Source organism: Rhizobium sp. Pop5 (genome assembly GCF_024721175.1).
Lineage (GTDB): Bacteria > Pseudomonadota > Alphaproteobacteria > Rhizobiales > Rhizobiaceae > Rhizobium.
Genome location: NZ_CP099399.1, coordinates 126,734 through 150,542, shown reverse-complemented (window position 1 = coordinate 150,542; position 23,809 = coordinate 126,734). Strand labels below are relative to the sequence as shown.

22 protein-coding genes, 1 tRNA gene and 1 riboswitch are annotated in these 23,809 nt (G+C 61.2%); of the genes, 9 read left to right on the top strand and 14 right to left on the bottom strand.

The window, feature by feature from the left end:
• Nucleotides 1–8: 8 nt before the first annotated feature.
• Nucleotides 9–87, top strand: a riboswitch (SAM riboswitch).
• Nucleotides 88–130: 43 nt separating this feature from the next.
• On the top strand, nucleotides 131–1,315 hold the full coding sequence (locus tag NE852_RS02910; RefSeq protein ID WP_008524270.1) for an O-succinylhomoserine sulfhydrylase: 1,185 nt from the start codon (nucleotides 131–133) through the stop codon (nucleotides 1,313–1,315).
• Between the two features lie 247 nt (nucleotides 1,316–1,562).
• Entirely contained in the window at nucleotides 1,563–1,955 is a 393-nt protein-coding gene (apaG, locus tag NE852_RS02905; RefSeq protein WP_008524271.1) for a Co2+/Mg2+ efflux protein ApaG, read from the top strand.
• A gap of 2 nt (nucleotides 1,956–1,957) precedes the next feature.
• On the opposite strand, the gene NE852_RS02900 is transcribed toward apaG, so the two are convergent.
• The 3 genes from NE852_RS02900 to NE852_RS02890 form a co-directional block, all read right to left on the bottom strand.
• Nucleotides 1,958–2,950, bottom strand: a complete 993-nt coding sequence (locus NE852_RS02900; RefSeq protein ID WP_008524272.1) for an Hsp33 family molecular chaperone — start codon at nucleotides 2,948–2,950, stop codon at nucleotides 1,958–1,960.
• A 90-nt stretch (nucleotides 2,951–3,040) separates the two neighbouring features.
• Nucleotides 3,041–3,955, bottom strand: coding sequence for an ornithine carbamoyltransferase (gene argF / locus NE852_RS02895; RefSeq protein ID WP_008524273.1), 915 nt, complete (start codon nucleotides 3,953–3,955; stop codon nucleotides 3,041–3,043).
• A gap of 18 nt (nucleotides 3,956–3,973) precedes the next feature.
• Nucleotides 3,974–5,173: an aspartate aminotransferase family protein gene (locus tag NE852_RS02890; RefSeq protein WP_008524274.1), complete on the bottom strand. Its 1,200-nt coding sequence runs from the start codon at nucleotides 5,171–5,173 to the stop codon at nucleotides 3,974–3,976.
• Nucleotides 5,174–5,598: 425 nt separating this feature from the next.
• Here NE852_RS02890 and NE852_RS02885 point away from each other — a divergent pair, with 425 nt between their 5' ends.
• Nucleotides 5,599–6,132: a GcrA family cell cycle regulator gene (locus tag NE852_RS02885; RefSeq protein ID WP_008524275.1), complete on the top strand. Its 534-nt coding sequence runs from the start codon at nucleotides 5,599–5,601 to the stop codon at nucleotides 6,130–6,132.
• A 175-nt stretch (nucleotides 6,133–6,307) separates the two neighbouring features.
• Here the strand turns inward: NE852_RS02885 and phoB are convergent, their stop codons facing one another.
• The 7 genes from phoB to phoR all read right to left on the bottom strand — a co-directional run bounded on the left by phoB (nucleotide 6,308) and on the right by phoR (nucleotide 14,287).
• Nucleotides 6,308–6,991, bottom strand: a complete 684-nt coding sequence (gene phoB, locus NE852_RS02880) for a phosphate regulon transcriptional regulator PhoB (RefSeq protein WP_003570612.1) — start codon at nucleotides 6,989–6,991, stop codon at nucleotides 6,308–6,310.
• A gap of 147 nt (nucleotides 6,992–7,138) precedes the next feature.
• Nucleotides 7,139–7,852 (bottom strand): phosphate signaling complex protein PhoU, encoded by a 714-nt coding sequence (gene phoU / locus NE852_RS02875; RefSeq protein ID WP_008524282.1) that lies wholly within the window; start codon nucleotides 7,850–7,852, stop codon nucleotides 7,139–7,141.
• Between the two features lie 44 nt (nucleotides 7,853–7,896).
• Nucleotides 7,897–8,712: a phosphate ABC transporter ATP-binding protein PstB gene (pstB, locus tag NE852_RS02870; protein ID WP_008524284.1), complete on the bottom strand. Its 816-nt coding sequence runs from the start codon at nucleotides 8,710–8,712 to the stop codon at nucleotides 7,897–7,899.
• Between the two features lie 15 nt (nucleotides 8,713–8,727).
• The gene (gene pstA, locus NE852_RS02865; protein ID WP_008524286.1) at nucleotides 8,728–10,050 is read right to left on the bottom strand and encodes a phosphate ABC transporter permease PstA; all 1,323 of its coding nucleotides are present in this window, start codon (nucleotides 10,048–10,050) and stop codon (nucleotides 8,728–8,730) included.
• Nucleotides 10,047–11,528 carry a phosphate ABC transporter permease subunit PstC gene (pstC, locus tag NE852_RS02860; protein ID WP_258156183.1) on the bottom strand — a complete coding sequence of 494 codons (1,482 nt, stop codon included), beginning with the start codon at nucleotides 11,526–11,528 and terminating at the stop codon, nucleotides 10,047–10,049. The genes pstA and pstC overlap by 4 nt, the downstream gene beginning before the upstream one ends.
• A 165-nt stretch (nucleotides 11,529–11,693) precedes the next feature.
• Nucleotides 11,694–12,728 carry a substrate-binding domain-containing protein gene (locus NE852_RS02855; protein WP_008524298.1) on the bottom strand — a complete coding sequence of 345 codons (1,035 nt, stop codon included), beginning with the start codon at nucleotides 12,726–12,728 and terminating at the stop codon, nucleotides 11,694–11,696.
• Between the two features lie 335 nt (nucleotides 12,729–13,063).
• Nucleotides 13,064–14,287, bottom strand: a complete 1,224-nt coding sequence (gene phoR / locus NE852_RS02850) for a phosphate regulon sensor histidine kinase PhoR (RefSeq protein WP_258156722.1) — start codon at nucleotides 14,285–14,287, stop codon at nucleotides 13,064–13,066.
• 242 nt (nucleotides 14,288–14,529) lie between these two features.
• On the opposite strand from phoR, the gene ppk2 reads away from it, so the two are divergent.
• On the top strand, nucleotides 14,530–15,411 hold the full coding sequence (ppk2, locus tag NE852_RS02845; RefSeq protein WP_258156182.1) for a polyphosphate kinase 2: 882 nt from the start codon (nucleotides 14,530–14,532) through the stop codon (nucleotides 15,409–15,411).
• Between the two features lie 28 nt (nucleotides 15,412–15,439).
• Here the strand turns inward: ppk2 and NE852_RS02840 are convergent, their stop codons facing one another.
• Nucleotides 15,440–16,645, bottom strand: a complete 1,206-nt coding sequence (locus NE852_RS02840) for a hypothetical protein (protein ID WP_037170868.1) — start codon at nucleotides 16,643–16,645, stop codon at nucleotides 15,440–15,442.
• 289 nt (nucleotides 16,646–16,934) lie between these two features.
• Between NE852_RS02840 and NE852_RS02835 the strand changes: the two genes are divergently transcribed.
• Together NE852_RS02835 and NE852_RS02830 are read left to right on the top strand one after the other, a co-directional pair.
• Nucleotides 16,935–17,894 carry a nitronate monooxygenase family protein gene (locus tag NE852_RS02835; protein WP_008524326.1) on the top strand — a complete coding sequence of 320 codons (960 nt, stop codon included), beginning with the start codon at nucleotides 16,935–16,937 and terminating at the stop codon, nucleotides 17,892–17,894.
• Between the two features lie 111 nt (nucleotides 17,895–18,005).
• A tRNA-Thr gene (locus NE852_RS02830) sits at nucleotides 18,006–18,081 on the top strand.
• A 448-nt stretch (nucleotides 18,082–18,529) separates the two neighbouring features.
• Here the strand turns inward: NE852_RS02830 and NE852_RS02825 are convergent.
• On the bottom strand, nucleotides 18,530–18,856 hold the full coding sequence (locus tag NE852_RS02825; RefSeq protein ID WP_128623512.1) for a hypothetical protein: 327 nt from the start codon (nucleotides 18,854–18,856) through the stop codon (nucleotides 18,530–18,532).
• Nucleotides 18,857–19,160: 304 nt separating this feature from the next.
• Between NE852_RS02825 and NE852_RS02820 the strand changes: the two genes are divergently transcribed.
• Together NE852_RS02820 and NE852_RS02815 are read left to right on the top strand one after the other, a co-directional pair.
• Complete coding sequence (locus tag NE852_RS02820; protein ID WP_008524329.1) at nucleotides 19,161–19,517, top strand: hypothetical protein; 357 nt, start codon at nucleotides 19,161–19,163, stop codon at nucleotides 19,515–19,517.
• 232 nt (nucleotides 19,518–19,749) lie between these two features.
• Nucleotides 19,750–21,258: an MDR family MFS transporter gene (locus NE852_RS02815; RefSeq protein WP_008524330.1), complete on the top strand. Its 1,509-nt coding sequence runs from the start codon at nucleotides 19,750–19,752 to the stop codon at nucleotides 21,256–21,258.
• 73 nt (nucleotides 21,259–21,331) lie between these two features.
• Here the strand turns inward: NE852_RS02815 and NE852_RS02810 are convergent, their stop codons facing one another.
• Nucleotides 21,332–22,078: a glucose 1-dehydrogenase gene (locus NE852_RS02810; protein WP_008524331.1), complete on the bottom strand. Its 747-nt coding sequence runs from the start codon at nucleotides 22,076–22,078 to the stop codon at nucleotides 21,332–21,334.
• A 108-nt stretch (nucleotides 22,079–22,186) separates the two neighbouring features.
• On the opposite strand from NE852_RS02810, the gene NE852_RS02805 reads away from it, so the two are divergent.
• Complete coding sequence (locus NE852_RS02805; RefSeq protein ID WP_008524332.1) at nucleotides 22,187–22,531, top strand: helix-turn-helix transcriptional regulator; 345 nt, start codon at nucleotides 22,187–22,189, stop codon at nucleotides 22,529–22,531.
• 63 nt (nucleotides 22,532–22,594) lie between these two features.
• On the opposite strand, the gene NE852_RS02800 is transcribed toward NE852_RS02805, so the two are convergent.
• The gene (locus tag NE852_RS02800; RefSeq protein ID WP_258156181.1) at nucleotides 22,595–23,497 is read right to left on the bottom strand and encodes a GntR family transcriptional regulator; all 903 of its coding nucleotides are present in this window, start codon (nucleotides 23,495–23,497) and stop codon (nucleotides 22,595–22,597) included.
• Between the last annotated feature and the right edge of the window lie 312 nt (nucleotides 23,498–23,809).

The following is a 23,809-nucleotide window of genomic DNA, read 5'->3' as shown; positions in this document are numbered from 1 at the left end:
GTATTGCAGAATTATCCCGTGGTGATTTGGCCGGTCGGCTTGCAGCCACGTTAAACAAGTGGCTAAAAAGACCGGGTGTGAAACCGGTCTGCTTTTGCGGCCGGTTTTTTTGTTATGTGAAGGTGATGGCATGAGCAAGACCTGGCGCCCGGCAACCCAACTCGTCCACGAAGGAACGTTGCGTTCGCAATATGGCGAGACGTCCGAGGCAATCTATCTCACGCAGGGTTTCGTCTATGACACGTCCGAGGCGGCCGAAGCACGCTTCAAGGGCGAGACCGACGGGTTCATCTATGCCCGCTACGGCAGCCCGACCAACGACATGTTCGAGAAGCGCATGTGCGCGCTGGAAGGCGCGGAAGACGCCCGCGCGACGGCTTCCGGCATGGCCGCCGTCACCGCCGCTATCCTCTGCCAGCTGAAATCGGGCGATCATATCGTCGCGGCGCGCGCGCTGTTCGGCTCCTGCCGCTGGGTTGTGGAGACGCTGGCGCCGAAATACGGCATCGAGTGCACGCTCATCGACGGCCGCGATCTTGCCAACTGGGAAAAGGCCATCCGCCCCAACACCAAGGTGTTCTTCCTGGAAAGCCCGACCAACCCGACGCTCGAAGTGATCGACATCGCCGGCGTTGCCAAGCTTGCCAACCAGATCGGCGCCAAGGTCGTCGTCGACAACGTCTTCGCCACCCCGCTCTTCCAGAAGCCCCTGGAACTCGGTGCCCATATCGTCATCTACTCCGCCACCAAGCATATTGACGGCCAGGGCCGCTGCCTCGGCGGCGTCGTGCTTTCCGACAAGGCATGGATCGACGAGAACCTGCACGACTATTTCCGCCATACCGGCCCGGCCATGTCGCCGTTCAACGCCTGGACGCTCCTCAAGGGCATCGAGACGCTGCCGCTGCGCGTCAAGCAGCAGACTGAGAACGCGGCGAAGATCGCCGATTTCCTGGCCGAGCAGGGCAAGGTCGCCAAGGTCATCTATCCCGGCCGCAAGGACCATCCGCAGGCCGATATCATCGCCAAGCAGATGACGGGCGGCTCGACGCTGGTCTGCTTCGAGCTGAAGGGCGGCAAGGAAGCTGCCTTCGCGCTGCAGAATGCTTTGGAGATCGTCAAGATCTCCAACAATCTCGGCGACAGCAAGAGCCTGATTACGCACCCGGCAACGACGACGCACAAGAACCTGACGGAAGAGGCGCGCGCCGAACTCGGCATTTCTGCGGGCACGGTCCGGTTTTCGGCCGGCATCGAGGATACCGACGACCTGATCGAGGATTTCGCACGGGCGCTTTCCAAGGTCTCGGCCTGACCAGCGACAATGGCGGCCGGCCCTGATCGGGTCCGGCTCGCCGCTCCGCCAGGCGGACCTGTTCGGCCGCAGCTTCGGAACAAATCCGCTGACGCCGGCGTTCGCAGTAATATTAACACTGACGATTAGGCTTAATGTTCGAAAACCCTTCGATCATGACCATTTCATCGATGATCAACGTTCCGTTCCTTGACGGACAAGGCCTCTTATAAGATACGGGTAACATATCTTGACTAAGGTGCAAGGCATGTATCGCGCCCTCACAAGAGAGATCGAAGTTGTAGTTGAACCGTTCTATCTGGAGGAGCAATCCGATCCGGAAGACGACCGCTATGTCTGGGGTTACCGGATTGTCATCAGCAATAATTCCGGCATAGCCGTTCGCCTCGTCAACCGCTACTGGAACATCACCGACCAGAACGGACAGGTGGATGAGGTGACCGGTCCCGGCGTTGTCGGCGAACAGCCGCGGCTCAGCCCCGGCGACACCTACGAATATTCCTCGGGCTGCCCGCTCGATACGCCGTCCGGCCTGATGTTCGGCCATTACCAGATGGAAACGGATGAAGGCGAGCTGTTCGATGTCGACATACCCGCCTTCTCGCTGGATTCACCAGGGCTTCTGCGCGTCCTCAACTGAGCCTATTCGGCCGGTTGAAACTCGACCGGCTCGAAGCGGTAGGTGGTCGAGCAGAATTCGCAGGTGACGGCGATCTCTCCGTTTTCCTGGCTCGCCTCGATTTCCTCGGCGCTGAAACCCTTCAGCACACCGCCGATCTTTTCGCGCGAACAGCTGCAGCGGTCGAAGACCGCTCTGGGTTCATAGACGCGCACACCGCGTTCATGGAAGAGCCGGAACAGCAGTCGTTCGGTGCCAACAAGCGGATCGGTCAGTTCATCGGCATCAATCGTCTCGACCAGCGAACGGGCTTCGACCCAGGCGTCATCCTCGCCATGCGGACGGTCGCCGGTATCGCCATCACCTCCATGGAGATCCGGTTGGCGCATGCGCTCCGGGGCCTCCGGCAGAAACTGGGCGACGAGGCCTCCCGCCCGCCAGCGATGGCGCGGCTTGCCGGCCTCGTCACGGTCGAAGAGTTCAGCCGCGGCAAGGCGCACGCGCGTCGGGATCTGCTCCGACTGGCGAAAATAAACGCCGGCGATATCTTCGAGCGAGGTGCCGTCGAGCGCGACGATGCCCTGGTAAGGCTGGCTGAACTTGCCCTGATCGATGGTGAAGGCGAGCACGCCCTTGCCGAGCAATTGCTCCGGCTCGGCCTCGCCCGCTGCAACCGCCTTGGCGAGCAACGCCTGATCGAAACGCGCATAGGCGCGGACATTTTCCGGCGTCGAGAAATCGGCGACGAGAAGATCGACCGGACCATCGCCCTTGGTCTGCACCGTAAACTTACCGTCGAACTTCAGCGAGGTGCCGAGCAGCACCGTCAGCACGACGACTTCGGCGAGCAGCCGGGCGACGGGCGCGGGATAGTGATGGCGCTCAAGGATCGCATCGAGCATCGGGCCGAGCTGGACGGCGCGACCGCGCACATCCAGACCCTCCACCTGAAAGGGAACGACGTGGTCATCGCCGGCGAAATCGAACTGGCCGAGGGCGGCTGCAGCTTCTGCCATGGCTTTCACTCCTAATTTTCAGAGCGACGGCCAAGGTGCCCGACGCTCGCGCGGTCGCCAGTTTTTGACTCGGCGACACCAGATTATGGTTCAGATCGCGCCCAGGCACCAAGCAAGAATCGATTTCTGCGCATGAAGACGGTTTTCCGCCTCATCGAAGACCACGGATTGCGGGCCGTCGATCACGTCATCCGTCACTTCCTCACCACGATGGGCGGGCAGGCAATGCATGAACAATGCATCGTTGCCGGCCTTCGCCATTAAGGCCGCATTGACCTGATAAGGCTGGAAGACATTATGACCTCGGGCCCGATGTTCCTGATTCATGGAGACCCAGGTATCGGTCACCACGCAATCGGCGCCGGCGACCGCACGGTCGGCATCATGGCAGAGCATGATTTCGGCGCCCTCATCGCGGGCCCAGTTCAGATAGTGATCCTTCGGCTCGGAACCAAGAGGCACGGCCATGTTCATGCGGTAGCCGAAGCGCGCGGCGCCCTCGACCAGCGAATGCAGCACGTTGTTGCCGTCGCCGGTCCAGGCGATGGTCTTGCCCTTGATCGGGCCGCGGTGTTCTTCGAACGTCATGATATCGGCCATGATCTGGCAAGGATGGGTATCGTCCGTCAACGCATTGATGACCGGCACGGTCGCATGCTCGGCAAGCTCCAGCAGGCGCGAATGCTCGGTCGTGCGGATCATGATCGCATCGACATAGCGCGACAGAACCTTGGCGGTGTCGCCGATCGTCTCGGCGCGGCCGAGCTGCATCTCGGTGCCGGAGAGGAACAGCGTTTCGCCGCCGAGCTGGCGCATGCCGACATCGAAAGAGACGCGGGTGCGCGTCGAGGGCTTTTCGAAGATCATCGCCAGCATCTTGCCGGCCAGCGGCTTGTCGTCCTTGCCGGTTTTGAAGGCCTGCTTGCGGGCGAGCGCATCGTTCATGATGGTTCTGAGATCGGCTGATGTGACCGCCGAAAGATCAAGGAAATGCTTAGGTGTCATATCGTCTTCCTACCTCGTTCAAGCCGTCTTCTTGACCTTGGACGCGCGAATGCTCTCAGCGGCGCGCTCGATGCGGGCAAGGCCCTCGCGGGCTTCCTCGGCGGTGACGACGAGGGGCGGAAGAAGGCGGATAACGTTATCGCCGGCAGGCACGCCGAGCAGATGGGCGGCACGGATCGCCTGCAGCAGTTCGGCTGAGGGGACTGCGGCCTTGACGCCAAGCAACAGCCCCTCGCCTCTGATATCCTCGATCACATCGGGATAACGATCCTTCAACGAGGCGAGGCCCTGGCGGAAAACCAGCGCGACGTCGCGCACATGCTGAAGGAAGCCATCGGCGAGGATGATGTCGAGCACGGCGCTGCCGACGGCCATGGCGAGCGGATTGCCGCCATAGGTCGAACCATGCGTACCGGCCTTCATGCCGGAAGCGGCCTCTGCTGTGGCAAGGCAGGCGCCGAGCGGGAAACCGCCACCGATGCCCTTGGCGACAGCCATGATGTCGGGAGTGATGCCCGACCATTCGTGGGCGAAGAGCTTGCCGGTGCGGCCAACGCCGGTCTGAACTTCGTCGAGGATCAGCAGCAGGCCCTTCTCGTCGCAGATCTGGCGAAGCGCCTTCATGAACTCGTTGGTGGCAGGACGGACACCGCCCTCGCCCTGCACCGGTTCGATGAGGATTGCGGCCGTGGCATCGGTGACCGCAGCGCGGACCGCTTCGATATCGCCGAAAGGCACCTGATCGAAGCCCGGCGCCTTGGGGCCGAAGCCTTCGAGATATTTCTCCTGGCCGCCCGCGGCGATCGTCGCGAGCGTCCGGCCGTGGAAAGCGCCCTCGAAGGTGATGACATGGAACCGCTCGGGATGGCCCTTGGAAAACTGGTAGCGGCGCGCCGTCTTGATCGCGCATTCGAGCGCTTCCGCACCCGAATTGGTGAAGAAAACCTTGTCGGCGAAGGTGGCGTCCGTCAGGCGCTTTGCCAGGCGCTCCTGACCCGGGATTTCATAAATGTTCGAGAGGTGCCAGACCTTGTCGGCCTGCTCCTTCAGCGCGCCCACAACATGCGGATTGCTGTGGCCGACCGATGTGACGGCGACGCCGGCGCCAAAATCGAGATATCGCTCGCCGCTTTCGGTGATCAGCCACACGCCCTCGCCTCGCTCGAACCGCAGCGGGGCACGAGAATAGGTGTCATAAAGCGGCGCGGCTTCAGCCATGGCGCGATCTCCTGATCTAAAAGTTATGGGGCAACTGACTCCGGCTAAGAAACCAGGCCCGAAAAATCAAAAATGCCGCCTCGCGGCGGCAAGCGGTACTATTTCCTTTTCGCGCTGCAATGTCAACAAAACTGCGCCCTTAGCGCATGCAGCAAGCGTGTACAGCGGCATTTCAAGTCTTCAACAGGCATTATTGCAGAAATGACACGCAGGGGCAGCAAGTTGGGGAAAACCCGAAATTCGATTCATCCGGATTCACGCGACTCTTGTCACGGAGTCAGCCTCACACTAGGTTAAAGTTCAATTACTAGACTGCATGCGGCGGAACTAGTCACCAAAATTGATCAGGCGTTTCTTGTTTCGGAGGCTTCCGGGACAACGGTGAGGGATTCTGCCATCACCAACGCAAAAGGTGGAGACAGGGCATGAACTGGACAGACGAGCGGGTCGAAAAACTCAAGAAGCTTTGGTCCGAAGGGCTGAGCGCCAGCCAGATCGCGGCGCAGCTTGGCGGAGTGAGCAGGAATGCTGTCATCGGCAAGGTTCATCGACTGAGCCTTCCGGGCCGCGCCAAGGCCGGCGGCACGGCCACGACGGCGCGAGCGCCCAAGCGTACTACGTCGGCGCCGCGCGCCCCGAACTATGCCTCGCGCATCGCCACCCGCACCGTTACCCGCCAGCAGGGCGCAACGATGCTGAAGGAAGAGATCGAGATCGAAACGATCGAGGAAATGGAATACGTGCCGAAGGGCAACGTGGTTGTGCCGATTTCCCGCCGTCTCGGCCTGACGGAGCTTACCGAGCGCACCTGCAAGTGGCCGGTCGGCGATCCGCTGAAGGAAGACTTCCATTTCTGCGGCTGCGAATCCCCCGACAACTCGCCCTATTGCAGCTATCATCAGCGGCTTGCCTACCAGCCGGTCAACGAGCGCCGCAGGGCAGCAGCCCGCGTCAGCTGAGCGTGTGACATCGCTGGACATCAGAAACGGGCCGAGCGGCCCGTTTTTTTATGGAGCTTTACGGAAGCTCAGGTTTTGGATTGTCGATCAAGTCGGCGCGTGCAGACCCTCGGCAGAATGGCGAGGATGACATCGCGGGTTTTGCCAGGATTGTCAGCGGTTAGAATGGAAGCCCTCAGGCTTCCATCGAATAGCCGGCGCCGCGGACGGTGCGGATAACGTCCTGCATGTTGGAAAAGTTCAGCGCCTTGCGCAGGCGGCCGACATGGACGTCGACGGTGCGCTCGTCGACATAGATGTCGTGGCCCCAGACGCCGTCCAAAAGCTGCGACCGGGAGAAGACCCGGCCCGGCGACGACATCAGGAATTCCAGCAGGCGGAATTCGGTGGGGCCGAGGCGGACTTCGCGGCTCTTGCGATGGACGCGATGGGTTTCGCGGTCGAGTTCGATATCGCCGCATTTCAGCACCGTCGACAGAACCTCCGGACGGGCACGGCGTAGCATCGCCTTGACGCGGGCGACGAGCTCGGGGGTCGAGAAGGGCTTGACGACGTAATCATCGGCGCCCGTCGAAAGCCCGCGGACGCGCTCGCTTTCTTCGCCGCGCGCCGTCAGCATGATGATCGGCAGGCGCTCGGTTTCCGGCCGCATGCGCAGGCGCCGGCAGAGCTCGATGCCGGAGACGCCGGGCAGCATCCAGTCGAGGATGAGAAGGTCGGGCGTGCGCTCCTGAAGCCTGATTTCGGCTTCGTCGCCTCGAAGGATGGTATCGACCTCGAAACCTTCTGCTTCGAGATTGTAGCGAAGAAGCACGCTGAGCGCTTCTTCGTCTTCAACAACTGCAACTCTCGGGATCATGCGTGTCGGTCTCCTCGCGCATGATCCTTAAACCGGGGGTGATTTAAGCAATGCATCCTGCGCAAATTCAGAATTGGCTGCGACCTGTTTGCGCGCCCGGATGGGCGCGCACGCGATCTTCTGGTCCGGGCGACTGGTCCGGAACCGTTATTCCGTAACCGCGCCAACGGTGTTGGCGCTGTCGTCCTTCGGACGATCACCTTCCGGCTGTGCGCCGGTTGCCATGTAGTAGATCGTCTCGGCGATGTTGGTGGCGTGGTCGCCGATGCGCTCGATGTTCTTGGCACAGAAGAGAAGATGCGTGCAGCTCGTGATGTTGCGCGGATCTTCCATCATGTAGGTGAGGAGTTCGCGGAACAGCGACGTGTACATCGCGTCGATCTCGTTGTCGCGTTCGCGGATCGCATTCGCCTTGTCGGCGGCGCGCGTCGTGTAGACGTCGAGCACTTCCTTGAGCTGGACGAGCGCCAGTTCGGACAGATGCTCCAGGCCGCGGGCGAGCTTGCGGGGAACGCCGGTGCTCTGGACGGCGATGACGCGCTTGGCGGTGTTCTTGCCGAGGTCGCCGACGCGTTCGAGATCGGCGGCGATCCGGATCGAACCCATGATTTCGCGCAGGTCCGAGGCCATCGGCTGACGGCGGGCGATGGTGACGATCGCCTTGTCGCCGATCTCGCGTTCGGCGTGATCGAGGATCACGTCGTCGGAGATGACTTTCTGCGCCAGCGCGGTATCGCCGTTGACGAGAGCGCGGACGGATTCGCTGACCATCTGCTCGGCCAGGCCGCCCATTTCGGAAATCCGCCTGGACAGGAACTTCAGATCATCATCATAAGCGGAAAAAATATGTGTCGATGCCATGGGGCTTTATCCTCGAATAACGGGAAGGCTTCGTGTCGCCAAAATCAGCCGAAGCGACCCATGATGTAGTCCTGGGTACGCGGATCGTCCGGATTGGTGAACATCTTGTCGGTGTCGTTCTCCTCGACGAGATTGCCGAGGTGGAACATGGCGGTGCGCTGCGAAACGCGCGCGGCCTGCTGCATGGAGTGCGTAACGATGACGATCGTGTAATTTTCGCGCAGCTCGTGGATCAGCTCTTCGACCTTGGCGGTGGCGATCGGGTCGAGCGCCGAGCAGGGCTCGTCCATCAGGATGACTTCGGGGCTGACGGCGACGGCGCGCGCAATGCAGAGGCGCTGCTGCTGACCGCCCGACAGGCCGGTGCCGGATTCGTGCACGCGGTCTTTGACCTCGTTCCAGAGGCCGGCGCGCTGCAGGCTGGTCTCGACGATCTGGTCGAGATCGGCCTTCGACTTGGCAAGGCCATGGATGCGCGGGCCGTAGGAGACGTTCTCATAGATCGACTTCGGGAACGGGTTCGGCTTCTGGAAGACCATGCCGACGCGGGCGCGAAGTTCGACGACGTCGATATCGGGATCATAGATATCGTCGCTGTCGAGCGTGATCTTGCCGGTGACGCGGCAGCCGTCGATCGTGTCGTTCATGCGGTTAAGGCTCCGCAGGAAGGTCGACTTGCCGCAGCCCGAGGGGCCGATCAGCGCGGTTACGGTGTTTTCGCGGATGTTCAGGTTCACGTCGAAAAGCGCGCGCTTCTCGCCATAGTAAACCGAGACATCCTGGCCGATCATCTTATAAGGGACGTTGCTCATCTTCCGATCCAGCGCCTTTTCAACTGCTGCTTCCGTCAACATGTTCATGATGTTTAACTCCGTTTACCAGCGGCGCTCGAAGCGACGACGCAAGAGGATGGCGCCCATGTTCATGACGATCAGGAACAGGAGCAGGACGATGATGGCACCCGAAGTACGCTCCACGAAGGCACGTTCGGCCTCGTTTGCCCACATATAGACCTGTACGGGCAGAGCCGTCGAGGGATCGAGCGGTGTCGCCGGCGCGTTGGCGACGAAGGCGACCATGCCGATGAGCAGCAGCGGCGCGGTCTCACCGAGCGCATGCGCCAGGCCGATGATCGTGCCTGTGAGAATACCGGGCATTGCGAGCGGCAGGACGTGGTGGAAGACCATCTGCATTTTCGAGGCGCCGAGGCCGAGGGCTGCGGCGCGGATCGACGGCGGCACGGCGCGCAGAGCCGCACGCGTCGCGATGATGATCGTCGGCAAAGTCATCAGCGTCAGCACCAGGCCACCGACCAGCGAAGCCGAACGCGGCATGCCGACGAAGTTGATGAACACGGAAAGACCGAGCAGACCATAGACGATGGAGGGAACGGCGGCGAGGTTGTTGATGTTGACCTCGATCAGGTCCGTCAGCCGGTTCTTCGGCGCAAACTCCTCGAGATAAATCGAGGCGGCAACGCCGATCGGCAGCGAAAGTGCCAGAACGATCAGCATCAGGTAGAGCGAGCCGATGAGGGCGACGCCGAGGCCTGCGGCCTCCGGACGGCTGGAGTTGCCGTTGACGAAGAGGCCGGTGTTGAACTGCTTATGGAGAGCGCCGCTCGCCTTCAGCTCGTTCATCCAACCAACCTGCTTGTCGTTGACCTTGCGGTTCTTCTCATCGACCGAGAGATCGATCTGGCCCTTGTTGGCGCTATCGACATTAGCGTCCGCGAGCACCGTGACATTGACGGTCTTGCCGATGATCGACGGGTCGGCGACGACCATGTCGCGCAGTTGGATCGGCGCGCCCTTGGAGAGCATGGCCGTTGCGTCGCGCACGTCAGGCTTGCTTGAGGCATTGATGTTCAGTTGCTTGACGATCGCGTCACGCAGCAGAACCGGGTAGTTGGCGGCGACCAGAACCGAAGGGTCGGTCGCACGCTTGTTGTTCGGGTCGATCGTCTTCTCGGTGAATTCGATCGGCAGCGTGATCGCCGTCTGCTGGAAGGCGGTGTAGCCCTTGCCGATCACCGTCCACAGCAGGATGAAGAGGAAGACGAGGCCGAAAGCGATGGCGGCGATGCCGTAGGCCTGGAACCGGCGCTCGGCGGCGTAGCGGCGCTTGATACCGATATCGCGGCGTGGAGGTGCCTTGGAGACGGTGACGCCTGATGTGGGAGAAACAATATCCGTCATTCGTACTGCTCCCGGTATTTGCGCACGATGTAGAGCGCATAGATGTTGAGGCAAAGCGTGATGCAGAACAGCGTGATGCCCAGTGCGAAAGCGACCAGCGTCTGCGGCGAGGTGAACTCAAGGTCGCCTGTCAGCTGGTTGACGATCTTGACGGTCACCGTCGTCATCGGCTCGAAGGGGTTGATCTGGATGCGGGCGGCAACACCTGCGGCCAGCACCACGATCATGGTTTCGCCGATGGCGCGCGAGGCTGTCATCAGCAATGCGCCGACGATGCCGGGAAGTGCTGCCGGCAACACCACCTTCTTGATGGTTTCGGAGCGTGTGGCGCCAAGACCGAGCGAACCGTCACGCAGCGCCCGCGGCACGGCTGTGATGATATCGTCCGACAGCGAAGACACGTAGGGGATCAGCATGATGCCCATGACGATGCCGGCCGTCAGAACGCTCTGCGCCTGGATGAAATTGGTGTAGCTGCCGGAGAGCAAGCCGCTGATCTGAGCGGAGAAATCGCGCAGGAATGGGCCGACGGTGACGAGGGCGAAGAAGCCGTAGACGATCGTCGGAATGCCGGCGAGCACTTCAAGCAGCGGCTTGGCAACGCCGCGCAGCTTCGGCGAGGCGTATTCGGCCATGTAGATGGCGGCGAACAGACCGACCGGCACGGCGACCAGCATGGCGACCAAGCCGATATAGAGCGTGCCGAGCAGCAGCGGGATGAGGCCGAACTGACCGAAGGATGAGCTGCCGGCACCGGCAAAGCGCGGATCCCAGACGGTGCCGAAGAAAAAGTCGCCGGCGGGAACGGCTGCAAAGAAGCGGGCGGCTTCCGACAGCATCGAAAGCACGATGCCGATCGTCGTCAGGATGGCGATCGAGGAGGCGAGCAGCAGGCCCCAGAGCATGACGCGCTCGACGCGGTTGCGGGCGCGAAAGCGCGGAGCAATGGCCCGCAGCGCGTAGAAGGCGCCGGCGACGGCAAGAGCGAAGACGATCACCGTCATGGCGAGACGGCTCGTCACGCTCATAGCATTGAGCTTCTTGGCAGCGTCGAGCATGTAAGGCTGCGGCTGGCCGGCGAGCGGCACGCCCTTTTCGCTGAGCTTGGCCTGCAGGGCAGCGGGATCTGTCGCCACCGCCGCCGTTTCGTCCGGTGTCAGCATCGTCAGGCCGCGAGCGACCGTTGCCACCATCGAATAGCTCAGATCCTGCTCGACGGAAGCTTGCGCCTTGACGTCGTCAGGGAAAGCGCCGCGCACGGAGGAAGAGATGATGCCGGGGCTGACGGAGAGCCAGACGCAGAGCACGACGAGGGCCGGAAGAACCGCCCAGATCGCGGCATAGGCGCCGTAATAGACCGGCCGTGAATGCAGCGCAGAGGACCTGCCTCCGGCAAGCGCCGTGGCACGGCTGCGCGCGACCAGATAGGCGGCGGCGCCGATCACCACAAGGCACAAAAGTATGATGGATGTGCTCATTCGTTACGTCCCCAGGCCCACAGCCCCCAAAGCCCGGCAGCTTCATCAGCCTGCCTGCGGCTTCCAATCATGGAGAAGAAATTGACCCTGCAGCTCCGACGGACCGGGCGCAGGGGCATAAAGCAATGCCGGCGCGGGCCCTCAGGCACCGCGCCGGCAAAGTTATTACATAGCCTTGCCGGCTTCGACTTCCTTGCGGATCGCGTCACGCTCAGCATCCGGAGCGGCAACGAGGCCGTATTCAGCGAGCGGGCCGTCGGGGCCGATCATCTGGTCGGATACGAAGAAGTTGACGTATTCCTTCAGGCCCGGAACGGCGCCGAGATGTGCCTTCTTGACGTAGAAGAACAGCGGGCGGGAAACCGGGTAGGTGCCGTTGGCGATCGTTTCGGTCGACGGAACGATGCCGTTTACGCTGGCAACCTTGAGCTTGTCGGCGTTGTTTTCATAGAAGGAAAGGCCGAACACGCCGACGCCGGTCTTGTTGGCAGCGATGCGTGCGAGGGTTTCCGGATAGTCGCCGTCGATGTCGACTGCAGCGCCGTCCTTGCGGACTGCGACGCAAGCCTTGCCCTGGGCAGCCTTGTCGGAGATTTCCTTGGCGATGACGTCGACTGCACCGGCGGCCTTGCAGCCTGCGGCGAGAACGTTCTGTTCGAAGACTTCGCGCGTGCCGTGCTTTTCGCCCGGGATGTAGGCAGCGATATCAACAGCCGGGAGCTTCGGGTTGACTTCCGACCACTTCTTGTAGGGGTTGGCAACGAGCTTGCCGTCAACGACGACCTGTGCAGCGAGGGCCTTGTAGATGTCGGCCGGAACGTAGGCGACATCGGGGTTGGAAGAGTCGGTTGCGAAGACGATGCCGTCATAGCCGATCTTGACTTCCTGGATATCCGTTACGCCGGCTGCCTTGCAGGCTTCCAGCTCGTTCTTGTTGATCGGACGCGAAGCGTTCGCAACGTCGATGGTGTCTTCGCCAACGCCCTTGCAGAATTCCTTCAGACCAGCGCCCGTGCCGCCGGATTCGACGACCGGCGTCTTGAAGTTGGTGAAGGTTTCGCCGAAGGACTCGGCAACGATCTTTGCGTAAGGCAGGACGGTGGAGGAACCAGCAACCTGAATCTGGTCGCGGGCGACGGCAGCGCCAGCAAAAGCAGCAGTTGCAGCGAGCGCGGCAACGGTGAGCTTGAAGGTGTTCATGTAAATCTCCCGGCATTTGGGCTTGTGTGAGTGCGGCCTGTGAGAGGCCCTCGCATTGCCTTTTTTCATCGGCGGGACTCTCTTAGCGCTTTATGCCCCGTCCTTTTATGTCAATTGCGTGAAACAATTGTGACAGCTTAAGCAATTGTAATATAATTGAAAATTTCAACGTTATCGTTCAGCGGTGCCGTCGGTCGCCAGGGTTTGGCCCACGATCTACCTCGCATTGCAAAACCTGCTACAGGCAGGCTTTGAGTTGCAAGGGACGCCGACTGTCGCGCCGGGCTCCCTCCTCCTGCAATCGGGCTGGAAGGACGACCGGCCGCATCTATCCGTCAGAAGCGGACGGTAAAGTCGGTGCCCTTGCCGACCTCCGACTTGACGATCAGCCGGGCGCGATGGCGGGTCAGGATGTGCTTGACGATGGCGAGGCCAAGACCGGTGCCTTTCTTCGATCGGCTGTCCTCGATGCTGACGCGATAGAAACGCTCGGTCAGGCGCGGCACGTGCTCGGCCGGGATGCCGGGGCCCTTGTCGACGATGCTGACTTCCACCGGATGACCGGCGCCATTCTTCAGCCAGACATCGACGACTTCACCCTCCTGGCCATATTTGCAGGCATTTTCCATAAGGTTCTCGAAGACCTGGACAAGCTCGTCACGGTCTCCGAGCACCTCCACCTTGCCGTCGGGCAAATGCAGGTTGATGTCGACGCCGACGTCCCTCGCCAACGGCACCAGCGAGTCCCTGACATGGCCGAGGAGCGGCACCAGATCGATCTTCTCATCCGGCGCGATATGCGATTTCAGCTCCAGGCGGGAGAGCGACAGCAGGTCATCGACCAGCCTGCTCATGCGCGTCGTCTGATCGAACATGATGTTGAGAAATTGCGCCTGCGCCTTGAGATCGTTCTTCGCCGGTCCCTGGATGGTCTCGATGAAACCGCGCAGCGAGGCGAGCGGCGTGCGCAGCTCGTGACTGGCGTTGGCGACGAAATCGGAGCGCATGCGGTCAATGCGGCGGACCTCTGAAATATCGCGGAAGGAGAGGATGAAATAACGCTCGCGCGACCCCTCCCCGGCCTCGAATTCGACGGGTGCGCTGCGCACGATATAGACGCGCTCGGAGGGCAACCGCTCGGCATGCTCGATCTGGTTCGGCGCATTGGTGGCGATGGTTTCGCGCACCATGTCGAGAACGCCCGGCGAGCGCAGGCGGGCGGATATATGGGCGCCGAGCGTCACCTCGCCGAAGGCCTTTTCGGCGGCCCGGTTCTGAAAGAGCACCGAGGCGTCATCCGACAGCACCATGACGGGGATATCGAGGCCGGATAATGTAGCGGACACTTCGGCCAGGCGGCTCGGCCGCGCCTCCGGCTCGATCTCCACCGGCTCGGCGGCTTCGGCCTCGATCACGGGCGCCTCGTTGAAAAGCGCTGTCAAGACCATGGCGAGAAGCAGAATAAGCACAGCCCATTTGTTCATACCGGCAGCAAGGGCGACGAGAGCGCTGAGGATCGCCGCAAGCAGCACCGGCCGTTCGCGCCGGATGCGCGCCAACAGGCTTGTTGTCCACGATGTTTCGTCTTGCAAGTGCCCTCGCGGCGTCGATTCGTTTGTCTTCATATTGAACTCTGCCTGATAGCGGCAATTCATGACAGAAATTTTCGGGCAGCGCCTGTGTTGCGAAAGGCCGCAGCCGAAAACCGAGAAAAACGCCAGGCCAAAAGCGAGAGATTTGATTTTCAACGGTAAATATGTTCGCCTGCATCAGGAGAAACGATTAGGCGCGGGAGGACCATATGGCCGAGGACGTCGAAAGCAGGGCCGTGGAGCTCGATATCCGGGGAAAGAAACGCATCTTCGATGTCGACGATCCCGTCCTGCCGGATTGGGTGGAGGAAAACACGCTGGAATCCGGCGATTTTCCCTACAAGAAGAAACTTGGGGAAGAGGACTATCTGGAACAACTCGAAAAGCTGCAGGTGGAACTCGTCAAGGTGCAGTTCTGGCTGCAGGCGACCGGCAAGCGGGTGATGGCGCTCTTCGAGGGACGCGATGCGGCCGGCAAGGGCGGCGCGATTTCGGCCTCCTCGGCGCATATGAATCCTCGCCTTGCGCGCGTCGTGGCGTTGACCAAGCCCACCGAGCGCGAGCAGGGACAATGGTATTTCCAACGCTATATCGCGCAGTTTCCGACATCGGGCGAATTCGTGCTCTTCGACCGCTCCTGGTACAACCGCGCCGGCGTCGAGCCGGTCATGGGCTTCTGCACGCCGCAGCAATATGAAGACTTCCTCAAACAGGCCCCGCAGCTCGAAAAGATCATCGCCCACGAAGGAATCTTCTTCTTCAAATTCTATCTCGATATCGGCCGCGAAATGCAGCTCAAGCGCTTCCACGACCGCAGGCACGATCCGTTGAAAGTCTGGAAGCTGTCCTCGATGGACATCGCGGCGCTGACGAAATGGGGCGACTACAGCGACAAGCGCAACCGGATGCTGAAGGAGACCCATACCGATTTCGCGCCGTGGACGGTGATCCGCGCCAACGACAAGCGGCGGGCGCGCCTGGAACTGATCCGCCATATGCTGAAAAAGATGGACTATGACGGCAAAGACCAGAAAGCACTCGGCGAGGTCGACGAAAAGGTCATCGGCTCCGGCCCGGGCTTCCTGAAATAGCTGGCCGCCAAACGGCAAGCCCGCCGCGTCATTGCCCCGGCAGGATGCGAATAGCGAAGAGGTTGATGCCGCGGGCCTTGCCGTCGAGATCGCTGTTGATCGTCAGCGTGCCCGGCGAATTCGGCGCCAGCGAGCGGTCGAACTTCACCTGCAGCAGCGCATCCGATTTTTCCCGGGTGACGCTGAAGCGATGCCGCGCGCAATTGCCGAGCGACTGGAAATTGCATTCGACGGTGACCTGCGTCGGCTCGTCGGTGGTGGATTGCAGCGTCAGCGCAATCGTCGAGGATTTGCCGGCGAGCTGCTGCAGCACCGAAGCCGGTACGCTGATCGAGATATTGCCATCGGCAGCACCGCTCTCGGAAATCAGGCGGACGGCGGGGCCGTCGTTTTCGGTGATCTTTTCGGTGCGCGCCCGCGCACCGTTCTGGATCTTGTCGGCCTCTTCGGGCTTGAACACCGGAATCCAATCCGCCGAGAAACTGTTCTGCGGGTCGATGGTCACCGGTTCGTCGGTATGGGAGCCTGTATTTGCGGCGCCATCGCTCTTGGCGCCATTGCCGGTGAAATCCTCGGGCTGGGTGCGTGCCGGCGGATTGGCGACGCTGGTATCGCGCTCGGCCGCCGTCAAAAGCAGGCCCGACGTATGCGCCCACCAGGCGCCGATGCCGATGAAGGCAAGCAGCACGCACCAGACCAGAAGCCTTGAAAAGAACTTGCGCGGCTTGCGCCGGCCGGCAGCCCGCTCCGGGCGGAAATCCATGTCGGTGGCGCGCTGGCCGCGCTGAAGGCGCTCCTCGCCGACGGGGGCGGCCGCCAGATGATCGGCATTGCTCGCATGCACGTTGTCGAGACTGGAATCGTCGCCACGGCGCATGACCACCTCAGGGGCGCGGGTCTCACCGGCTGCAGGACCATCGATCAGGCTGTCGATATCGGCCATGTCGCCCCGATGAACCGGTGGCGGCGGCATTTCCACGACCGGCGGCACGGGCACCTCCGGTGGCCTCTGGCGGGGATGAATTCGCTCTCGCTCCTCGCTTTCGATGGCGTGGATAGTGGTCTCCAGGCGGTGGCGGTGATGGGCGACGACATCGGTATCGGTAATATCCTGCTTGCGCAGACCGGCTTCCAGCGCCTGACGAGCGGACTGATAGATTCTCGCTCGAACCTCCGGATTGTCGCGTTCGGAATTCTCGAGCGCTGTTCTGATGGCCGTTTCTAATCCGCTCACGTCAAGTCCTTCACCTTGAATCCGGCATCGGATCGCAATCCCCGCCGTTCTCCATCAAAATTCGGTAGCGGCAAGCGCGACAAACCGCAAGCCTCGCGGGCCGGGGCGCAATTGATCGGCGGGGATAATGGGCGGCTTTCATGGGCTTGCGGCTTCGCTTTTTTCGTCATCTCACAAATATATATTCGGGCGGAAATCGACGAAGGCGTGGCAGCCGCTCTTTTATCGCCTTTTCATCTCTGTTATGAGATTGACGTTTTCGTAAACGTCAATCGAAAAACGGTGAACCATGACCCTGCCCCCGATCCTTAGGGATAAACTGAGACTGCCGGTCATCGGCTCGCCGCTCTTCATCGTCTCTCATCCCGCGCTGACGCTGGCGCAATGCAAGGCGGGCGTCGTCGGCGCCTTCCCGGCGCTGAACGCCCGGCCGGAAAGCCAGCTCGACGAATGGCTGGCCGAGATCACCGAGGAGCTTGCCCGCCACGACGCCGCCCATCCGGAGCGACCGGCCGCACCCTTTGCCGTCAACCAGATCGTCCACATGTCGAACAAGCGGCTGGAGCACGACCTCTCGCTCTGCGTCAAATACAAGGTGCCGATCGTCATTTCCTCGCTCGGCGCCGTGCCGGAGGTCAACGCCGCCGTGCATTCCTATGGCGGCATCGTGCTGCACGACATTATCAACAACCGCCACGCCCATTCGGCGATCCGCAAGGGTGCGGACGGGCTGATCGCGGTTGCATCAGGCGCCGGCGGCCATGCGGGCACGCTATCGCCCTTCGCGCTCGTCCAGGAGATCCGCGAATGGTTCGACGGGCCGCTGCTGCTGGCCGGCGCGATTTCGACCGGCGGCGCGATCCTCGCCGCCCAGGCGATGGGCGCCGACATGGCCTATATCGGCTCGCCCTTCATCGCAACCGAAGAAGCGCGCGCCAGCGAAGCCTACAAGCAGGCGATCGTCGAAGGGGCGGCCGCCGATATCGTCTATTCCAATTATTTCACAGGCGTGCACGGCAATTATCTCAAACCTTCGATCATTGCTGCCGGCATGGACCCTGACAACCTGCCCGCCGCCGATCCTTCCAAGATGGATTTCGAGCAGGCGACCGGCGGCGCCAAGGCCTGGAAAGACATATGGGGCAGCGGCCAGGGCATCGGCGCGATCAAGGCGGTCGAGCCGGTGGCAAAGCTCGTCGACCGGCTGGAGGCCGAATACAAGGCCGCCCGCGCCCGGCTGACGCTCTGAGCGCCTCCTCCCCTCTTTTTTGCCAAAGGCATGACAGGGTGCTTGAAATCTTCAAACAATGCCTGTATCAGCGCCATGCAAATCGCGGGCCGCACGCTTCGGCCGCCAAATGCCGCTTTAGCTCAGTCGGTAGAGCACATCATTCGTAATGATGGGGTCACGTGTTCGAGTCACGTAAGCGGCACCATTTCTTTCTCAGATTCCAATATATTCTTAATATGTGCGGTGGGGCTACTTCTCAGCGCCCGAGCAACACGTACATAAGTGGCATTCGCAGCCAAATGCCATGGACGTGGCCGGCGGCGAACTAGATCTCAGAACCCCTCCTCCATGGAACACGAATAGGTGATGTGATCACCGTAGTCGGTAATCCACCCTCGGTCATCAATGGGCTCGTTCTCTCCAGATCCGGAAAGCACTTTGAGGTCCCTTCTCGTGCGCTGCAGGATGTTGTCATGCAGCGTCTTCGCGTTCTCCGGAAAGGAAAAGCTGTAGTAGAAGGGCGACATACAGCCACCCCCAGCCTCAAGAGCATAGATCGGCATGCTGAACTGGGTGTATCGGCTTCCGAAGAATTCGCCGCTTGAAGCTCTTATGCTCGACCAAAGTATCTATCGTTCGAGGTCACTTCCCAATTAGCGCCGTTTGACGCGGCCAATCACAAAAGCGATTGGACACAGAAGGATCGGGAGCCCCGCGAATTCCGGTCCGGTTTCATATGCCCATGCAACCGTGCCCAATCCCGGAGCGAATGCGCCGCCTTTGACAAGCAACATGACGACAATCGCGATCGCAGCCACTGTGACAGCACCGGCCACGGATGCGAAGAACCCCGCCACTCCCACAAGCCATCCTCTTGGCATCCACCACGCAAGCTGAATACCGAAGACGAGCAATATAACGGCAAGAGCGAGATTGTACTGAAGGTAAATACTCATCATGTAGTCGTAGAAAATTTCCACTTTAAATCCTGAATGCGCGATTGAGACGACTGGACGGCACTGCGGTTGCACCGTTTTCACCCGCTGACAGATAAGGCTCGACGGCCGAATTGTCCTGCAGGCGATCTAACGAATCGAACTTATCGTTCTATTTCCTGCCGAAACATACAAGCGAGCGCAGTACCCGATCGTGCGGATATGAGTGCGTTGGGCTGCACTGCTGCGATTGCCGCTCCAATCAAACGCCAGCAAAATCGCAACCACGACAGGAACAATGCTGTCACCCGACAGGTTTCTCCTTGAGCCAATAAGGATGGAGAAAACCATGTCCTGCAAATTCATCACAATATCCCTCCTTTCGATCGGCCTTGCGGGCTCGGCCTTTGCCCAGACGGCGGGTGGGGCCAATTCAAGCGGGCGGCTTTCGGTGGGTCCTGTTATCGGCGGGTCGGACAGTTCGGGCGCGGGTTCGACTGGTCGCGGCTCGGCCGGTACCGGATCGACGGGCGCGGGTTCCGTCGGAACTGATCCCGGCACCACTGGCAGCACCATTGGCAATGGCGACGTCGATCTCAACAGTGGCCGCAGCACGATCAATCCCGGCGGGGTCAATCCGGATCTCCAGCAGGTGCCTGGCTGCACCGCGGGAACCGGTTCGCTGAGCGAGGCATGCCAGCAGTGAGGATGGGTGCGACGGCTCGCCTCCCGAGAGAATGAAGGCCCGGAGCGGAATGGCGCCGGGCCTTCGGCTGCCGCCTGACGGCACGTAAAAACGATGGTCGCCACGAGAATTGCTTTACCGGCCGGCTTCCAGGTCGTAAAAGAACAGCATCCCTCCGCAAACGGCGCATCGCCACCCGTCCAGCCAGCCTGCCGATTTTTCCGGCCATGCGGAGCACCCGAAGAGGATCGTCATGTCGAATGCAGCGCATCGCTCGAACCGCGTGCTGGTCGTCGCCACCATCATGCTTTCGACCTTCATGGTGGCGATCGAGGCGACGATCGTGGCGACCGCGATGCCGCGCATCGTCGGCCAGCTCGGCGGTTTTTCCTATTACAGCTGGGTGTTTTCCGCCTTCCTGCTGGCGCAGTCGACGACGACTGTCATCTACGGCAAGCTTTCCGATATTTTCGGGCGCAAACCGATGCTGATCGGCGGCATTCTCATCTTTCTCGTTGGCTCGGCTCTCTGCGGCTTTGCCTGGTCGATGATGTCGCTCGTGCTCTTCCGACTGCTGCAGGGGCTCGGCGCCGGCGCGATTCAGCCGGTGACGATGACTGTTATCGGCGATCTCTTCAAGCTCGAGGAGCGCGGCCGTGTGCAGGGCCTGATGGCGACCGTCTGGGCGACCTCGGCGGTTGTCGGGCCGCTGGCCGGCGGCATCATCGTCGACAACATCTCCTGGGCCTGGATCTTCTGGATCAACCTGCCGATCGGCATCGTGTCAATTGTCGCGTTCATGGCTTTCCTGAAGGAGGATGTGGCGCACAAGCAGGCGAGGATCGATTATCTCGGCGCGGTGCTGTTTTCGGTCTCGGTCGTGGCGCTTCTCGTCATGCTGACCGAAACCGATGCGAGCGCCTGGATCCTGCTGTCGCTTTTCGCCGTCTTCGTCATTGCGGGCCTTCTGTTTCTCGCGCAGGAGAAACGGACGCCGGAACCGATCATTTCGATCGCGCTCTGGAGCCGCCGACTGATCGCCACCAGCAATGCGGCGACGCTGCTTGCCGGCATGGCGCTGATCGGGCTTTCCACGATACTGCCGATCTATGTGCAGGGCGTGCTCGGCCGCTCGCCCATTGTCGCTGGCTTCACGCTCACCATGCTCGTCGTCGGCTGGCCGATAGCGGTGATGCTCTCAAGCCGCTTCTACAAGGCTTTCGGCATCCGCCGCACCTTGCGCGTTGGCAGCCTGATGTTTCCATTCGGCGCCTGCTTCCTCTTGTTCCTGACGCCGGAAAGCTCTCCTGTTCTTGCCGGCGCCGGCTCCTTCTTCATGGGCTTCGGCATGGGCCTCATCAGCCTCACCAGTATCGTGCTGGTGCAGGACAGCGTTGAATGGTCGATGCGCGGCAGCGCCACCGCCTCGATCATATTCGCCCGCAGCCTCGGCAATACGCTCGGCGCCACCGTGCTGGGCGCGATCCTCAACGCTGGCATCAGCCACTATGCGAGCGGCGAGGCGGCACCCGGCCTGCATGCGGCGCTGAACCAGCCGACCGGGCTTTCGGCGCTCGCTGCCAATCCGGCGACCCGTGCGATCTTCGATGCGGCCCTGCACTGGAGCTTCTGGGGCGTGGTCGTCGTCGCGGTGCTGACTTTCTTCGCCACCTGGCTGATCCCAGTCGGCCACAGCCAGAGGCGCGAAGAGCCGGCCGTGGCAAGCGAGGCAGCCTCGCAAAAGCAGTTCAGCAATTCCTGACAGAGCGGCTTTCAGGGACGATCGCGATGTGGTGCGCGTGTTCCGTCAAAGGGCACGCACACCATCACACCGATCAGCGAAAACCGCCACTGGCAGCCAATCGCTCGCCGGTCAGCCAGCGGGCATCATCGGAGGCGAGGAAGACCGCGACACCGGCGATATCATCCGGCTGGCCGGTGCGGCCGAGCGGAGTCTGTGCCACCAGAGCCTGCTCGAAATCCGAGCCGATGACGCCAGCAGTGTGCGTACCTTCGGTCTCGACGATCCCCGGCAGGATCGCGTTGACCCGGATCTTGCGCGGACCCAGTTCCTTGGCAAGCACGCTGTTGATGCCCTCCACGGCGCCCTTCGTGCCGGTATAGACGGCAGAGTCCGGCGGAGCCAGGCTGGTGACCACCGACGAGATGTTGATGACGCTACCGCCCTCGCCGAGATGCTTGACCGCTGCCTGGGTGGTCAGCAGCACACCCAGAACATTCACGTCGAAAATGCGACGATACTGTTCCTCGGTCACCTGCTCGATCGGCGCGAATTCATAGACGCCTGAGTTGTTGACCAGCACGTCGAGCTTGCCGAATTCCTTGACCGCGGCATCGACCAGGCCCTGCGCCTGTTCGGCCTTCGAAACATCGCCCTGCACCGCGATGGCCTTGCCGCCCGCCGCGCTGATCGCCTCAACCACCGCATCGGCTCCGGCCTTGCTGGAAGCGTAGTTCACCACCACTTGTGCACCCTCGGCGGCGAGCGCCTTGGCAATCGCGGCGCCAATCCCCTTGGAGGCCCCCGTTACGACTGCGACCTTTCCCGTGAGCTTAGCCATCTCTTTTTCCTTCTGATCCGGACTGCCGTCGCGACTGGCGGCCTTGTTCCGTAGTTCAGAAATTCGGAACTGTTGATCTCCATGTCAAGGGGCACTATATGAAAATTCATGAGACCGCTCTTCCACCCGGCCATAGAGGACATAAGGCCTGACGCGATATTGTATGCGCTTTCCGATCCGGAACGCGTCGCCATTTTTGCGTGGCTTGCCGGCGCTGCCTGCGGCGGGACATGTTCTGCTCTCGCGGATCTCGGCGAGCGCGTCATTCCAAAATCATCGCTGTCGAACCACTTCAAAGTGCTGCGCGAATCCGGCCTGATCCGAAGCGAGCGTCAGGGGGTGGAGATGCGCAATCAAACCCGCTGCGCCGAGCTGGATGAACGTTTCCCGGGCCTTATCAGGGCTATTCTGACGGCTTACGGGCAGCTTCCTGAACAGCTGAAGGCGGATTGACGGCGCGGGAAGCGGGTAAAGCGGAGATGGTAGCGGCAGGATGATAGGCGCCACGGCGCCTGCTTACCCTTCGCTTTCCGTCGTACTCTGTGGCAGGGATTGGAGCAGGGTCTGGCGGGCAGAGTGCAGATGCACGCGGCAGGCCTTTTCGATCGCCGCCTGGTCGCCGGACTCGAGTGCCGCGATATAGTCCAAATGCTCGTAGATCGCCCGCTCATTGCGCTCGCGAGCGGCAGTCTTGTTCCACTGGTAGTGATAGTGGAAGATGATGGCGATCGCATCATAGAAATCGGCGATGAAGCGGTTCTTCGAGGCGCGGTGGATCAGCAAGTGGAAGCGCTCGTCGAGGACGGAGAAATCCTTGAAGCGCTGGTTGATATCATCAAGCATCGCAAGATGTTCCTCGCGCATGGCAGCAAGGTCGATCCAGGCCTGATTGTCACGGGAAAGCCGGCCGAATTCGGCCGCGGAATGCAGCTCGAACATTTCGCGCACGTCGGCAAGCTCGAGGGCAAATTCGCGGGTGAAGCCCTTCAGCGTCCAGTGGCTGTTCGGGCGTTTCTCAATGAGGCCGAAACGGGAGAAGCGGATCAGGAATTCGCGCACGCTCGTCGTGCCAGTGCCAATTTCGCGGGCGAGCTCCAGTTCGTTGATCTGCATGCCGGGCGCGGCATCATCGGCAAGGATGCGCTGCATGAAGCTGCGCTCGATGATGTCATGCAGCGAATCCGTCTCTTCGGAAGGGAAGAGGTCGCGGTCGGTCGGCTGGCGCAGAACGGTCTTCTGCCGTTTGTTCCAGCGGATGATGCCTTCTTCGCTGAGCCGGGTGAGGATGGCGCGGGCCGTCGAGCGGCTGACGCCCAGCTGGGCGGCGATCTCCGGCTCCGAAGGGAGTGCGGTATCGGTGCGCAGCGCTACGGCGTAGCGATTGTACGCTTCCTTGAAGACCGTGTTCTGCCTTGCCATCAGACCTCCGCTTTTCCGCCCGCGTGCCGCGACCGCCACCCCGCTTAAAAGCGGGGAGGAGCCGGACCATGGGCTTGTTCAAACGACCTTTAACTTATTTCCGGCCGCCTGCGGCTCATTGCCTCCCTCGTCCACAGGATCAATATTCCCGTTGACTTGAAAATGTTTATTGTAGATAAAAAACAAAATCAATGCGCATTCGCCGATGCAGCGGGCGTTACCTTAGAACGGGATGATTTTAGGGCCTGGAGGTTTAAAATCTGAATCCTGTTCTAGATTAAAGAGTTAGAGCATGATGTCGTCCGAAAGTTC

Excerpts from the sequence above, each read along its gene's own strand:
- NE852_RS02910 (WP_008524270.1), top strand. The coding sequence starts at position 131 with ATGAGCAAGACCTGGCGCCCGGCAACCCAACTCGTCCACGAAGGAACG.
- apaG (WP_008524271.1), top strand. The coding sequence starts at position 1,563 with ATGTATCGCGCCCTCACAAGAGAGATCGAAGTTGTAGTTGAACCGTTC.
- NE852_RS02900 (WP_008524272.1), bottom strand. The coding sequence starts at position 2,950 with ATGGCAGAAGCTGCAGCCGCCCTCGGCCAGTTCGATTTCGCCGGCGAT.
- argF (WP_008524273.1), bottom strand. The coding sequence starts at position 3,955 with ATGACACCTAAGCATTTCCTTGATCTTTCGGCGGTCACATCAGCCGAT.
- NE852_RS02890 (WP_008524274.1), bottom strand. The coding sequence starts at position 5,173 with ATGGCTGAAGCCGCGCCGCTTTATGACACCTATTCTCGTGCCCCGCTG.
- NE852_RS02885 (WP_008524275.1), top strand. The coding sequence starts at position 5,599 with ATGAACTGGACAGACGAGCGGGTCGAAAAACTCAAGAAGCTTTGGTCC.
- phoB (WP_003570612.1), bottom strand. The coding sequence starts at position 6,991 with ATGATCCCGAGAGTTGCAGTTGTTGAAGACGAAGAAGCGCTCAGCGTG.
- phoU (WP_008524282.1), bottom strand. The coding sequence starts at position 7,852 with ATGGCATCGACACATATTTTTTCCGCTTATGATGATGATCTGAAGTTC.
- pstB (WP_008524284.1), bottom strand. The coding sequence starts at position 8,712 with ATGAACATGTTGACGGAAGCAGCAGTTGAAAAGGCGCTGGATCGGAAG.
- pstA (WP_008524286.1), bottom strand. The coding sequence starts at position 10,050 with ATGACGGATATTGTTTCTCCCACATCAGGCGTCACCGTCTCCAAGGCA.
- pstC (WP_258156183.1), bottom strand. The coding sequence starts at position 11,528 with ATGAGCACATCCATCATACTTTTGTGCCTTGTGGTGATCGGCGCCGCC.
- NE852_RS02855 (WP_008524298.1), bottom strand. The coding sequence starts at position 12,728 with ATGAACACCTTCAAGCTCACCGTTGCCGCGCTCGCTGCAACTGCTGCT.
- ppk2 (WP_258156182.1), top strand. The coding sequence starts at position 14,530 with ATGGCCGAGGACGTCGAAAGCAGGGCCGTGGAGCTCGATATCCGGGGA.
- NE852_RS02835 (WP_008524326.1), top strand. The coding sequence starts at position 16,935 with ATGACCCTGCCCCCGATCCTTAGGGATAAACTGAGACTGCCGGTCATC.
- NE852_RS02820 (WP_008524329.1), top strand. The coding sequence starts at position 19,161 with ATGTCCTGCAAATTCATCACAATATCCCTCCTTTCGATCGGCCTTGCG.
- NE852_RS02815 (WP_008524330.1), top strand. The coding sequence starts at position 19,750 with ATGTCGAATGCAGCGCATCGCTCGAACCGCGTGCTGGTCGTCGCCACC.
- NE852_RS02810 (WP_008524331.1), bottom strand. The coding sequence starts at position 22,078 with ATGGCTAAGCTCACGGGAAAGGTCGCAGTCGTAACGGGGGCCTCCAAG.
- NE852_RS02805 (WP_008524332.1), top strand. The coding sequence starts at position 22,187 with ATGAGACCGCTCTTCCACCCGGCCATAGAGGACATAAGGCCTGACGCG.
- NE852_RS02800 (WP_258156181.1), bottom strand. The coding sequence starts at position 23,497 with ATGGCAAGGCAGAACACGGTCTTCAAGGAAGCGTACAATCGCTACGCC.